Below are 13159 nucleotides of genomic sequence, written 5' to 3' on the forward strand. Positions count from 1 at the left end.
GCGATGGACAGGTCGCGCTGGGTCTCGAGGGGGGCGCTGAGCTCGACAGACAGCTTTCCACCGAGGTGACCCGCGAAGATCTCCTCCTGGGTGATCGCAGCGAGGCTCGCTGCGTCATCGGCCTTGGGCGCCGCGGTGGCATTCGGTGCGTCAGTCACAGGTGACACGATTTCACTCCTGCTCGAGTCGGGCTCAACCGGGGGACGGTTACCGCCGGGTATATCGGAACTACGAATTTCTGGGACGCCGGATCGCTACGACGCTGATGCGCTACGACGCTCATCGGGTGCGCGTCCGCACGCGTTTCACGGTGGCAACCGGTACACGTGGCGCGGCACTGATCCGCCGAGCGGAACCGGACGGGTGTGTCCGGGCGAGCAAAACGGGTCGACCAACGCTGCGACGGTGCGTCGCACGGCGGAAGGTCACCGATGTTTCCCCGAACCCGGCGGTGGCAAGGGAAGGGAATCCGCAATATTCTGCCAGCACGATGCGTCGATTGCCAAACCGCGTCATGTGTCGAGCGTAGCCGTGTCGAATTGCCGTGGCGTAAGCGAAAACTCGCAGCGCAGCGGGAACATCCGGTGAACTTTCACACCGTGGCGGGGGTGGCCGCGGTGAGCTCGCCACCGAGTGGCTCCGGCCATTCCTCCCGGCGCACCCACACGTCGTCGAGCCCGCCGCAGCGCAGCCGGACCAGCCAGTCCGAGTGCGCGGCGGGGTGGTCGATGCGGCGGTGGATACCGCGGCTCTCGGTGCGCACGAGCGCGCTGTAGCCCGCCCACCGGGCGACGGCGAGCAGCGCAGCCGCCTGGCGAGCCCGCAGCTGCCCCACCCCGAGGCCACCCAGGTCGAACTGGGCGCCGGGCCACATCGCGTCCAGTTCGGCGATGCTGTCGCCGAGGCTGCCCGCGCTGCGCCGGTAACTGCGGCGCAGCGGCAGCGTGTGCTCCTGCACCAGGCCGATCACCGACCGCGGGTCGATGTGGGCGTGCGGCCCGAGGCCCGCGCCCGGCACCGGACTCGCACTGCTCGCCCTTTCGTTGGCGACCGCGAACGCGGCGGCGCCCTGCCCCGCCCAGGTGCCCGAGGCCAGCGCCCAGGCCCCGTTGAGGCCGCCGCGGGCGCCGGCCGCTCCGGTGACGATCTGCCGGCCGGTCACATCGCCGGCACCGAACAGGCCGCGGATCGTCGTCGAGCAATCGGTATCGGCGAGGGCCAGCCCGCCCGCGCCACGGATCGTTCCCGCCAGTACCGCCCGCACGGGCACCCGGCCCGCGGCGTCGACCGCGCCGTGCCTGCTCAGCCAGTGCCGGACGGTGTCGGGCACCTCGCTCAGCGCCGCGAAGACCCGCCGGCCGTCCGCGATGGCGGTGAGCGCCGCCGGGTACCGGTCGGGCAGTTCGGCGCCCGCTTCGTCGTAGAGGGCAGCGAAATGCACCGACAGCCCGGGCGCGACCGCCGGATGCGGATGGACTCGCGACAGCACCGGCGCCAGCCCGTAGGCACTGGAGAATTCCATCCCGCACAGTTCGGCGCCTGCCTCGGCCGCCATCAGCAGGCCCTCGCCGGTACTCACCTCGGTGCCCGCACCGCCGGACAGGAACGCGCAACCACCGGTGGCGACCACGACCGCGCCTGCCCGGATGACCCACGGCCGAAACTTGTTGTGGCGCTGGACCCCCGCCGCACCGACCACGGTGCCCGCCGGGTCGACCAGCAATTGCAGCGCCGGATGATGATCGAGGATGCGCACGCCCGCCTCCAGCGCGCCGCGCCGGAGCCGGCGCAGGTAGCTCGCGCCGTCGAAGTGCGCGTGGGCCGGGTCGCCGCTCGGATCGGGCACGCGATGGCGGGTGCCCGACCAGGTCTGCAATCGCCGGTGGGTCTCGTCGACCACGCGGTGCAGCCAGGCCCGATCCCCGAGCCCGCCGCCGGAGACGAACATCTCCTCGACCGCCTCCGCGCGGCCCGGACCGGGCGGAATATCCCAGAGCACGGTCGTGCCGTACACGGTGGGACCGCTGGAACCGCAGCGACTCTTGTCGACCAGCACCACCCGCGCGCCCGTCCCCGCGGCCGAGACAGCAGCCCAGAGCCCGGCGGGTCCACCGCCGAGGATCAAGACATCCGTTTCGATGCTGGTCACAAAGAGAAATATTCGGGCACAGTTCACCCGTCCGCAACCATTACGCGGCCGTCAACCCCACCATTGTGTCCAAAGCAATACACCGGCCGTGACCAAGACCGCCGCGGACCCGAACAGCGTGGCCACACCGCGGCGCCGATCGGCGAAGACCTGCGCGACGACCACCACGACCGCGGCCACGAAATGCCACGCCAGCGATTCCGCGCCCGGCCCGGGAAAGTCGCGGCGCGAGCCGATCACCGCCGCGCCGACGACCACGCACAAGAGCACGAGTACCCCACCCGCGACAATGCCGCTGACCGCACGCAACAGCGTCACGGGGCGATCACCGGCGTCCCGCTCGCCTTGTCGATGAGTGCTTCGTACTGATCGGGATCGGTGCCACACGCGCCGATCTCGATGGTCTTGTTGCTGCCGTGATAGTCCGACGAGCCGGTGCGCACCAAGCCCAGTTCTCGCGAAAGCCCGGTCAGCACAAGACGATCGGCTTCGCTGTGATCAGGGTGGTCGATCTCGAGCCCACCGAGGCCGAGGCCGGCCAGCTCCCTGATGTCGTCGAGTGCCAGCAGCCTGCCCCGCTTGCGTGCGCGAGCATGGGCGATCACGCTGACTCCGCCCGCGGCCGCGATCAGCCGCACGGCCCTCGGCAGCGGGGTGTCGGCCTTCTCGGCGTAGTACGGCCCGTGCGGCGCGAGCAGATCGACGAACGCGGCATTCACGCTCTCGACCACGCCCGCCGCGACCAGTGCCTGCGCCAGATGCGGCCTGCCCACCGCCGGACCCGCGGTCGCCATCACATCGACGGGATCGATCGGTAGTCCGTCGGCCGCCATCTTCTCGGCCATCGCCCGCACTCTGGCCACCCGCTCGCCGCGCAGCCGCTCGCGCTCCTCGGCGAAACCGCGGTCGGTGGGGTCGAACAGATACGCCAGCAGGTGCACCGGCACGGGGTAGCCGTCCTCCCCCATGCCCGTGCACGACATCTCCATGCCACGCACCAGGGTGAGTCCCGAGGGGCGGGCAGCCTCGGCCTCGGCCCAGCCACCGGTGGTGTCGTGGTCGGTGATCGCGACGACGTCGAGGCCGGCCGCCGCGGCATGCCGCACCAGTTCGGCGGGGGTGTCGGTGCCGTCGGAGGCGGTGGAATGGGTATGCAGGTCGATGCGCACACCTCAGTCTTACAGTGCGGTGTCGGGTCCCGCGCGTTCCCGGGTGCGCGAGGACGGTGCCCGTAGGATCCACTCGGTGCCCTCATTTCCGCCGATGCCGTCGTTCCACGGGCCCCATCGCGCGACGAAAACTCCGCGACCGCGGGTCCCCGTACCGACGGCACGAGCGATCGTCGACTGCGGGGTCTACGTCGACGGCGAGCGGCAGCCGGGACATTTCACACCGCAACAGGCGCTGACCGCGGCGGAGAAGACCGATGCGGGATTCGTCTGGATCGGCCTGCACGACCCGGACGAGCGGCAGATGAACGACATCGCCTCGATCTTCGACCTGCACCCACTGGCGGTGGAGGACGCGGTGCAGGGCAGGCAACGCCCCAAGCTCGAGCGCTACGGCGACACCCTGTTCCTGGTGATGAGCACGGTCTGTTACGTCGAACACGACATCGACTCGACCAGCGAGATCGTGGAGACCGGCGACATCATGGTCTTCACCGGGCCGCGCTTCGCCGTCACGGTGCGCCACGGCGAGCACACCCACCTGTCCACTGTGCGCCACGAGCTCGAAAAGCAGCCCGAGCAGCTGAAATACGGGCCGACCGCGGTGTTGCACGCCGTCGCCGACCACATCGTCGACACCTACGTCGATGTCACCGAGTCCGTCGGCGTCGACATCGACGAAATGGAGGAGGCGGTGTTCACGCCCGCCTCGAAGATCGGCATCGGCTCGATCTACCAGCTCAAACGCGAAGTGGTGGAATTGCGAAGGGCGGTCGCGCCGCTGGCGGTTCCGCTGGAGCGGCTGGTGAACAACACCGACTTACCGGTGCCGACCGAGATCCGGCGCTATCTGCGCGACGTGGCCGATCACCAGGCCAGCGTCTCCGATCACATCAGCTACTTCGACGAGGCGCTCAGCGGGTTGGTCAATGCCGCGCTGGCCAAGATCAGCGTTCAGCAGAACACCGACATGCGCAAGATCTCGGCCTATGCCGCGATGGCGGCGGTACCCACGATGATCGCGGGCGTTTACGGCATGAACTTCGACCACATGTGGGAGCTGCACCAGGTGTGGGGCTATCCCGTGGTGCTGATCGTGATGGCGGTGCTGTGCGCGGTGCTGTTCCGCAGCTTCCGCCGCAACGGCTGGCTCTAGAGATTCACCGCACCGCGCTCGGGATCACGCACGTCGATCCCGGCTTCGGCCCAGGCGTCGCGCAATGCCTGGGCGCCACGCACGCGCACCCAGGCGGCCTCGGTCGCGGTCACCGGGGTGACGCTGAGGTAGCGCACCGGGTCGGCCGGGTCCGGCAGCGCGATCGCGGGAATATCGCTCTCACCGAGCACGACCGCGGTGAACTTCGCGTTGCGCCACAGCGGTTCTCCGAGATCGAGTAGCGCGTCGGCCTGCAACACAACGCCTTCCACCGCGGGCGAGGCGACCAGCACACCGAGGGATTTGGCCACCCCGACCTGCGGGTCGGCGCTCATCAGCAGCGTCAGGACCAGTTCCGCGCGCGGTCCGCGCACCGGGTCGGCCAGCAGATCGGTCGGATCGCCCATCGGATGACGGGAACCGCCCAGCGTCGCGTAGTGGACCGCGCCGTCGCCGGGAATACGCAGGATCTCGACGGGTTCCAGCCCGAGGAAGGTCAGCGACGCCGAATCGACCTGTGCGCGTTCGACATCGAAGTGGTCCAGCACCGCGGCGCGAACCGTGTTCTCCACATCCATCGCGCTACAGGGCCAATCGGGCGAGCATGTCGCGGGCTTGTTCGGCGGACTTCGGATCGCACAGCACGTCGTAACGGCCCGCGACCAGCTGCATGGTCGAGGCGAAGTCGCGCTGACCCTTGGTAGCCGCGTACGGGATCGACGTGGTGATGACGCCGAAGACGATGCCGCCGAGCAGACCGACGACGAGCGGGCCGAGCGCACCGCCGGTGGTGGTGAACAGGCTCAGCAACAGACCGAGGAACAGGCCGAGCCAGGCACCCGACACCACGCCGCCGCCGATGACCTTGCCCCACGTGAGCCGGTACAGCACCCGCTCCACCTGCATCAGATCGACACCGACGATGGTCACATCCTGCACCGGGAACTGCCCGTCGGCCAGGTAGTCGACCGCACGCTGCGCCTCGGCGTAGGTCGGATACGAGCCGACCGGCCAGCCCGACGGCGGCGTCGGCAACGCCTGCCGCCCGCGATTCGAGTTGCCCAAGGGATTCGTCATAGTCCTATTCTGCTATTCGTCGACCGACTGTGCCGCAGTGAAACGCGCCATTCCACCCCCGCGGGATCAAGCGCCGGTTCTCGCCATCCCCGCGGCGCGCCCCTTGTCGGCGACAACCTGTGCCATCTTGGCGCTCGCTTCGTCGATCATCTCATCCCCCAACATGACAGCGCCACGCGCGCCACCGGCCTCGGAGGTGTGGAAGGCGTAGGTCTCCAAGATCAACTCGGCGCGGTCGTAGTCGGCCTGACGTGGACTGAAGATCTCGTTGGCCGCGTCCACCTGGCCGGGATGCAGTACCCACTTGCCGTCGAAACCCAGCGCGGCCGTGCGAGCAGCGGCCCGGCGGAAGCCGTCGACATCGCGAATCTGCAGGTAGGGACCGTCGATCGCCTGCAGCCCGTGGGCGCGGGCGGCGAGCAGGATCGTCATCAGGATGTGGTGGTAGGCGTCGCCGACGTCGTAGCCTTCCGGCTGCTCGCCCACCACCAACGTGCGCATATTGATACTGGCCATGAAATCGGCGGGCCCGAACACCAGCGTCTGCACGCGCGGGCTCGCGGTGGCGATGGCGTCGATATTGCGCAGTCCGAGCGCGTTCTCGATCTGCGGTTCGATGCCGATCCGGCCGACCTCGAGGCCGCTGGCCTTCTCCACCTGGGTGAGCAGCAGATCGAGCGCCTGCACCTGCCCCGCGTCGGTGACCTTGGGCAACAGGATCGCGTCGAGCCAGCTGCCCGCGCCCTCGACCACGCTGATCACATCGGCGAAGGTCCATTCGGTGGACCAGTCGTTGACCCGCACCACCCGCAACTGCGAACCCCAGCCCGGTTCGTTCAGGGCCGCGACGATATTCGCCCGCGCGGCCGCCTTGGCGCCGGGGGCGACCGCGTCCTCCAGATCGAGGAACACCTCGTCGACCGGCAGCGTCTTCGCCTTCGCGATCATTTTCGGGTTGCTACCCGGCACTGCGAGCACCGAACGACGTGGCTTCATGAGGAGTGCCTCCTGACTGGTGCGGCCGTCCCCGACCGATAGCCTGATGGTCATGGCAACCACCAGGGTGTATGTCGCCCGGCTCGCCGGCCTGACGGTGCTGGGTCCGGACGGGGAGTCTATCGGCCGGGTCCGCGACGTGGTCGTCGCCGTCCGGCACGGACGCCAGCCGCCGCGTGTGCACGGACTCGTCGTCGAATTGCTCACCCGGCGACGCATTTTCGTGCCGATGCTGCGGGTCACCGCGATCGAACCCGGCATGGTCACCCTCAATACCGGGACCGTGAGCCTGCGCCGCTTCGCCCAGCGCCCCGGCGAACGCCTGGCCATGGCCCAGATCCTCGATTCGCCGGTACGCGTGAACGACCCGGATCTGCCGGACCTGGCCGATATCGACGTGCTCGTCGCCGACCTCGGGATCGAGCAGACCAGGACAAGGGATTGGATCGTCAGCCGGGTCGCGGTACGCGGGCATCGGCGGATCGGGCGCAGGCGCTCGGTGCACGTGGTCGAGTGGTCGCAGGTCGACGGGCTCACCCCGGCCGAGGTGGACCGGCCCGGCCAGGACGTGACCACCCTGCTCACCCAGTTCGAGGGGCTGCGCGCGGCCGACGTGGCGCACCGGTTGCGTGAGCTGCCGGAGAAACGTCGCATCGAGGTGGCGATCGCTCTCGACGACGAACGCCTCGCCGACGTGGTCCAGGAACTGCCCGACGACGACCAGGTCGACCTGCTCGGCCATCTCGAGGTGCGCCGCGCCGCCGACGTGCTCGAGGCGATGGACCCTGACGACGCCGCCGACCTGCTCGGCGAACTGCCCGAAAGCGAAGCCGAATCGCTGCTGGCCCTGATGGATCCCGAGGAATCCGAACCGGTGCGCCGGCTGCTCGCGCACTCCCCCGACACGGCGGGCGGTCTGATGACGCCGAAACCGGTCGTCCTCGGGCCCGCGACGACCGTCGCCGAAGCGCTGGCCCGGGTCCGCGACCCCGACCTCACGCCCGCGCTGGCCTCGATGGCCTTCGTCGTGCGACCACCCACGGCCACGCCGACCGGCCGCTACCTGGGCTGTGTGCACATTCAGCAGCTGCTGCGGGAACCGCCCGCGCACCTGGTGGGCGGGATCGTCGACAGTGACCTGGCGCCGCTGTCACCCGACCTGCCGCTCTCGGCGGTGACCCGCTATTTCGCCACCTACAACCTGGTGTGCGGGCCGGTGGTCGACGCGGAGAACCATCTGCTCGGCGCGGTGACCGTCGACGACGTCCTCGATCATCTGCTGCCCGAGGATTGGCGCGAAGAAGAGCCTCCGGCGCTGCAGCAGGTCGAGGCGAGCGGGAGCACGGCATGAGTGAGAAGAATCCGGCGCGGCAACGCTTGGAGACGCCGGTCGGGTCGCGCTTCCGCTTCGACTGGGATTCGGACGCGTTCGCGCAGGCCAGTGAGCGCGTCGCCCGGTTCCTCGGCACCGGACGCTATCTCGCGATCCAGACGGTGATCGTGATCGTGTGGATCCTGCTCAATGTGTTCGCGGTGGCGCTGCGCTGGGATCCGTACCCGTTCATCCTGCTCAACCTGGCCTTCTCCACCCAGGCCGCCTATGCGGCGCCGCTGATCCTGCTGGCGCAGAACCGGCAGGACAACAGGGACAAGGTCTCGCTCGAAGAGGACCGGACCCGGGCCGCGCAGACCAAGGCCGATACCGAGTTCCTCGCCCGCGAACTCGCCTCGCTGCGGCTGGCGGTGGGCGAGGTCGCCACCCGCGACTACCTGCGGCGTGAGCTGGAGGAGATCAAGGACGTGCTCGACCGCATCGATGCGGTCACCACGCCCGACGGCGCGCCGAAGCCGGACAAAAAGCGAAAAGCGGTCCGCAAGAAAACCTCCGGTCAAACGGCCTCTTCCGCCCCGATTTCGCCTGGTGCTCCAGATGTATGACCGGAAATGCTCAACAACTTCCTGACCGGTAGGTAACCTGGATCACGTTGTTCCGGGTGGGCCGGAGGGGGACTCTGCGGCCTGCCGCTTTTCGACGAAAAGGGTGTGGCCGTGCGAATTTCTGCTCCGATAACGATGTCGGCCCTTGTAGTCGCAGGTCTGGTCGCCTCCGGGTCCGGGGTGCACACCAGCGACCCGAGCACCGCGCCGACCGCACCGGAGGCCCTGCTGGCGGCCACGGCGAGCACCGCCGAGGACACACCCGAAACCGATCCGTCCGAGATCGTCGGCCTGCTGCCGGTCGCGCAGGAGGCGCCGCGCCGGTTGCGCGCGCTCAACGCCAACACCGCCGCACCCTTCGCAGGAACCGTTCCGCTGCAAAGTATTTCGCTGCCAACGGGCAGCGGCGCACTCGGCATCCCGGAGATCGTGCTCGCCGCCTACCGCAACGCCGAGCTGGCCATGGAATCCGCGCAGCCGGGCTGCGGGCTCACCTGGAACCTGCTCGCGGGCATCGGCCGGATCGAATCCGGACACGCCAGCAGTGGCCGCACCGACGCCGCCGGTACGACGACGACGCCGATCTTCGGCCCCGCGCTCGACGGCACCCTGCCCGGCAACGAGGTGATCAAGGAAGCCGACGGCGGTTTCGTGCGAGCCCTCGGGCCGATGCAGTTCCTGCCGAGCACCTGGGCGCACTACGCCGCCGACGGCAACGGCGACGGCGCCTCGGACCCGCACAATGTCTTCGACGCGGCGCTGGCCGCGGGCAAGTACCTCTGCTCGGGCGGCATGAACCTGCGCGAGGCGGCCCAGGAGTTGCGGGCGGTGCTGCGCTACAACAACTCGATGTCCTACGCGGCCAACGTGCTGAGCTGGTCGGCGGCATACCGGACCGGCGGCGCGCCGAGTCAGGTGGCCATCTCGCCGGAGATCATCCCGCCGGGCAGCGGTCCGCTGGTGGCGCCCAATGTGCTGGCGGCCTCGACCAACACGCCCACGCCCACCACCACGCCCACCCCGACAACGCCCAAGGTCACCACGCCCACACAGGTGATGATCACGCTCCCCGGTCTGCCACCGATCCCCTGCGGGATCTTCTGCCCGGCGCCGGTCGCACCGCCCGAGACGTGCGTGAGCGAACCGCTGCCCGCGCAGATGCCGAACCCGCTCGCACCCGAGCCGCAGCCCGCCGACAAGCCCGCCGAGCAGACCTACGGCGCTGCGGCGCCGAAGGATCCGGCCGCACCCGAGCAGCCGGTGGTCGAGCCCGCCGCGTGTACCCCGACGACGGTCGCACCCACGGAGACCCCGGCACCCACCACACCGGAGAAGACACCGGAACCGGGTGTCGGCCCGGCCGAGGAGCCCGCACCCGCCGAGCCCGCGCCGGTGGCGCCCACCCAGCAGCCCGGCATCACGCTGCCGTTCGGCATCGTCATCCCGCTGCCGCCCGCCCCCGCACCAGCCCCGTAGAAATCAAACCGAAATACAGATCACGGAGGGGTAACAAAAAGGTCTCGGGTGCGGTAATCTCTTCTCATCCAACACGGTTGAGGAGGGCACCACACAGTGGGTCGTCATCGGAAACAGCCTGCTACGACAGTTCGCCGTAGCTCGCTCATCGCACTGACCGGATTGGTCCCCGCCGGACTGGTAGCCGTGACCGCGGCCGCCACCGAGGCGACCACGGCAACCAACGCAGCTGTCGAGCACGACCTGCTGCCCGGCGCCGAGCCGGAGGCTACGGCCGATCTGGTCTCGTCGCCCCAGGCCGACATCGCCGAGATCGTCCACGCGGAAGCGCGCCAGTCCCCCTCGGCCGCGCCGGTCGTGAAAACCGTTGCACTGCCGGATGATCGCGCGTCCGCCGATCTGCCCGCGGGTCCGCTCGGCATTCCGGGCATCGCCGTTGCCGCCTACCAGACCGCCGAACAGCAACTGGCCGTGGAGAACCCGCACTGCGGGATGTCCTGGTCGCTGCTGGCCGGCATCGGCCGCGTCGAATCCACCCACGCCTACGGCAAGGCCGACGCGCAGGGTAACCCGATCAAGGCGGTCTACGGGCCCGTCCTCGACGGCAGCCTCTCCGGCAACAATGTCATCCACGACACCGACGGCGGCGACCTCGACGGCCTCGGCGGCTACGACCGCGCCATCGGCCCGATGCAGTTCCTGCCCGAGACCTGGCACCGCTACGCCGCCGACGGCAACGCCGACGGCATCGCCGACCCCCAGAACCTCTTCGACGCGGCCCTCACCGCGGGTCGCTACCTGTGCGACGGCGGCCTGAACATGCGCGACCTCTCCCAGCAGTCGAAGGCGATCCTGCGCTACAACAACTCGATGGCCTACGTCGCCAACGTGATGGCCTGGTCGGGTTCCTACTCCAGCGGCCTCGCCCCCAAGCCCCAGGACCTCCCCCGAATCCACTAGGAAGCGGGCCTACCGGCCAGCGACTGTCGTCCCCGGATCGTCGACCGATCCGGGGACGCATAACATCGGGGGTATGTCAGTGATTACGGAAGCGGATGTGCGGGCGGCGCTCGCGAAGGTCGACGACCCGGAGATCCGCAAACCGATCACCGAGTTGGGGATGGTCAAGTCCATCGCCATCGCCGACAGCGGTGACGTGCACATCGAGATCTACCTGACCACCTCCGGGTGCCCGTTGCGGACCGAGATCGTTCAGCGGGTCACCAAGGCCGTCGCGGATGTCAACGGCGCGGGGGCGGTGACCGTCGATCTCGATGTGATGAGCGATGAGCAGCGCACCGAGCTGCGCAAGTCCCTGCGTGGCGATTCGGCCGAGCCGATCATCCCGTTCGCCCAGCCCGGCTCGCTGACCCGCGTCTACGCGGTGGCTTCCGGTAAGGGCGGCGTCGGCAAGTCCAGCGTCACCGCCAACCTCGCCGTGGCGCTGGCCCAGCGCGGACTGTCGGTCGGTGTGCTCGACGCCGATATCTACGGCCACTCCATCCCGCGCATGCTCGGCTCCGACGCCAAGCCCACCCAGGTCGAGCGGATGATCATGCCGCCGGTGGCGCACGACGTGAAGATGATCTCGATCGCGCAGTTCACCCAGGGCAATACCCCCGTGGTGTGGCGTGGTCCGATGCTGCACCGCGCGCTGCAGCAGTTCCTCGCCGACGTGTTCTGGGGCGACCTGGACGTGCTGCTGCTCGACCTGCCGCCCGGCACCGGCGACGTCGCGATCTCCCTCGCCCAGCTCATCCCGAGCGCCGAGATCCTGGTCGTCACCACCCCGCAGATCGCCGCCGCCGAGGTGGCCGAGCGTGCCGGTGCGATCGCCCTGCAGACCCGCCAGCGCATCGCCGGGGTCGTGGAGAACATGTCCTGGCTCGACCTGCCGGATGGTTCACGCATGGAGCTGTACGGCTCCGGCGGCGGCCAGGTCGTCGCCGACCGCCTCACCCGCGCCGTCGGCTCGAATGTGCCCCTGCTCGGCCAGGTCCCGATCGAGCAGGCCCTGCGCGAAGGCGGCGACGACGGCAACCCGATCGTGCTCTCCGACCCGGCGAACCCCGCCGCCGTCGCCCTGCTCGGTATCGCCGACAAACTCGCCGTCCGCAAGCGCGGCCTGGCAGGCATGTCACTGGGAATCGATACCACCCGTCATCTCTGATTCGGGACTTGTCAGTGGCGTTGCCTAGGCTGGCTTCATGCTGACGCTGCTTCTATACGTGCTCATCGTCGGGTTGGTCGCGGCGATGCTGTTCCTCGTCGCCAGTGCGGTATTCGGGCGGTCCGAGGAGCTCGGGCCCTTACCCGAGGGGACCACCGCTACCGTGCTGCCCGCCGACGGCGTCACGGGGGCCGATGTGCGGGCGTTGCGATTCCAGCAGGTGGTGCGCGGGTACAAGGCCGGCGAGGTCGACTGGGCGCTGGGCAGGCTGGCCGAGCGGATCGACGAACTCGAGTTCGAGCTGGCGCAGGCTCGGCAGTGGCAGGCGCAGGTGGCGGCGGGCCAGGATCGCGGGTGAGCGAGCTCGCCGACGACGGCCTCGTGCGCTGCGACTGGTCGACCGGCTCGCAGCTGTACCGCGATTACCACGACACCGAATGGGGCCAGCCCCTGCACGGTGACGACGCCATGTTCGAACGGCTCTGCCTCGAGGCCTTCCAGTCCGGGCTGGCCTGGATCACCGTCCTGCGTAAGCGGCCCGCCTTCCGCAGCGCGTTCGCCGGTTTCGAGATCGCGAAGGTCGCCGAGTTCGGCGATCACGACCGCGCGCGGCTGCTGGCCGACGCGGGCATCGTGCGAAACCGCGCCAAGATCGACGCGGTGATCAACAACGCCCGGGTTGCTCGCGACCTGCCGGTGAGCCTGGACGAGCTGCTGTGGTCGTTCGCACCCGCGCCACGCCCACGGCCGGCCTCGATCGAGAATGTGCCCGCCACCACACCCGAATCCATTGCTCTGGCAAAGGAATTGAAGCGCCGAGGGTTCGCTTTCGTCGGTCCGACGACGGCGTATGCCCTCATGCAGGCAACCGGCATGGTGGACGATCACCTGGATGTTTGCTGGGTGACAGCGGTACCGAACGGAACCGACTCCGCAGTCACATTTCGCACTCAGGTGTCCGCCCGCGACGGCAATAGGGAAGAATAGGACCGGTGTGGCCCGCCGAACACCCGGCGAGCCCGCTGGTT

At 69.1% G+C, this 13159-nt stretch carries 14 protein-coding genes and 1 pseudogene; 8 read left to right on the forward strand and 7 right to left on the reverse strand.

Features of this window, described 5'->3' with window-relative positions; all coding sequences use genetic code 11:
* The 4 genes and pseudogenes from ACWGCN_RS30705 to ACWGCN_RS30720 all read right to left on the reverse strand — a co-directional run.
* A pseudogene (locus tag ACWGCN_RS30705) lies at positions 1-158 on the reverse strand (NAD-dependent malic enzyme); the annotation flags it as partial.
* A 434-nt stretch (positions 159-592) separates the two neighbouring features.
* Positions 593-2149, reverse strand: coding sequence for an FAD-binding protein (locus ACWGCN_RS30710; RefSeq protein ID WP_452459383.1), 1557 nt, complete (start codon positions 2147-2149; stop codon positions 593-595).
* 51 nt (positions 2150-2200) lie between these two features.
* Entirely contained in the window at positions 2201-2467 is a 267-nt protein-coding gene (locus ACWGCN_RS30715) for a hypothetical protein (RefSeq protein WP_452459384.1), read from the reverse strand.
* Positions 2464-3318 carry a PHP domain-containing protein gene (locus ACWGCN_RS30720; protein ID WP_378638284.1) on the reverse strand — a complete coding sequence of 285 codons (855 nt, stop codon included), beginning with the start codon at positions 3316-3318 and terminating at the stop codon, positions 2464-2466. Before ACWGCN_RS30720 ends, ACWGCN_RS30715 begins: the two co-directional genes overlap by 4 nt.
* 67 nt (positions 3319-3385) lie before the next feature.
* On the opposite strand from ACWGCN_RS30720, the gene ACWGCN_RS30725 reads away from it, so the two are divergent.
* A complete protein-coding gene (locus ACWGCN_RS30725; RefSeq protein ID WP_378993566.1) occupies positions 3386-4474 on the forward strand; it encodes a magnesium and cobalt transport protein CorA in 1089 nt (362 codons plus the stop codon).
* Here ACWGCN_RS30725 and ACWGCN_RS30730 read toward each other — a convergent pair.
* The 3 genes from ACWGCN_RS30730 to ACWGCN_RS30740 all read right to left on the reverse strand — a co-directional run bounded on the left by ACWGCN_RS30730 (position 4471) and on the right by ACWGCN_RS30740 (position 6547).
* A complete protein-coding gene (locus tag ACWGCN_RS30730) occupies positions 4471-5052 on the reverse strand; it encodes a suppressor of fused domain protein (protein ID WP_378993390.1) in 582 nt (193 codons plus the stop codon). The two genes, ACWGCN_RS30725 and ACWGCN_RS30730, sit on opposite strands and share 4 nt — an antisense overlap.
* Positions 5053-5056: 4 nt before the next feature.
* Positions 5057-5551: a general stress protein gene (locus ACWGCN_RS30735; protein ID WP_056813349.1), complete on the reverse strand. Its 495-nt coding sequence runs from the start codon at positions 5549-5551 to the stop codon at positions 5057-5059.
* Positions 5552-5617: 66 nt separating this feature from the next.
* Positions 5618-6547, reverse strand: coding sequence for an HpcH/HpaI aldolase/citrate lyase family protein (locus ACWGCN_RS30740; RefSeq protein ID WP_449963718.1), 930 nt, complete (start codon positions 6545-6547; stop codon positions 5618-5620).
* 52 nt (positions 6548-6599) lie between these two features.
* Between ACWGCN_RS30740 and ACWGCN_RS30745 the strand changes: the two genes are divergently transcribed.
* From ACWGCN_RS30745 to ACWGCN_RS30775, 7 genes are all read left to right on the forward strand, one after another.
* Positions 6600-7898 carry a magnesium transporter MgtE N-terminal domain-containing protein gene (locus ACWGCN_RS30745; protein ID WP_378993386.1) on the forward strand — a complete coding sequence of 433 codons (1299 nt, stop codon included), beginning with the start codon at positions 6600-6602 and terminating at the stop codon, positions 7896-7898.
* The gene (locus ACWGCN_RS30750; protein WP_378993385.1) at positions 7895-8485 is read left to right on the forward strand and encodes a DUF1003 domain-containing protein; all 591 of its coding nucleotides are present in this window, start codon (positions 7895-7897) and stop codon (positions 8483-8485) included. Before ACWGCN_RS30745 ends, ACWGCN_RS30750 begins: the two co-directional genes overlap by 4 nt.
* A gap of 111 nt (positions 8486-8596) precedes the next feature.
* Positions 8597-9961: a lytic transglycosylase domain-containing protein gene (locus ACWGCN_RS30755; protein ID WP_452459385.1), complete on the forward strand. Its 1365-nt coding sequence runs from the start codon at positions 8597-8599 to the stop codon at positions 9959-9961.
* A 96-nt stretch (positions 9962-10057) separates the two neighbouring features.
* Positions 10058-10921, forward strand: a complete 864-nt coding sequence (locus tag ACWGCN_RS30760; RefSeq protein ID WP_378993381.1) for a lytic transglycosylase domain-containing protein — start codon at positions 10058-10060, stop codon at positions 10919-10921.
* A gap of 73 nt (positions 10922-10994) precedes the next feature.
* Positions 10995-12131: an Mrp/NBP35 family ATP-binding protein gene (locus ACWGCN_RS30765; RefSeq protein WP_378993380.1), complete on the forward strand. Its 1137-nt coding sequence runs from the start codon at positions 10995-10997 to the stop codon at positions 12129-12131.
* 37 nt (positions 12132-12168) lie between these two features.
* On the forward strand, positions 12169-12489 hold the full coding sequence (locus ACWGCN_RS30770) for a DivIVA domain-containing protein (RefSeq protein WP_378638270.1): 321 nt from the start codon (positions 12169-12171) through the stop codon (positions 12487-12489).
* Positions 12486-13118 (forward strand): DNA-3-methyladenine glycosylase I, encoded by a 633-nt coding sequence (locus tag ACWGCN_RS30775; protein ID WP_378993379.1) that lies wholly within the window; start codon positions 12486-12488, stop codon positions 13116-13118. Before ACWGCN_RS30770 ends, ACWGCN_RS30775 begins: the two co-directional genes overlap by 4 nt.
* Positions 13119-13159 lie beyond the last annotated feature (41 nt).

Source organism: Nocardia sp. NPDC055050 (assembly GCF_053608345.1).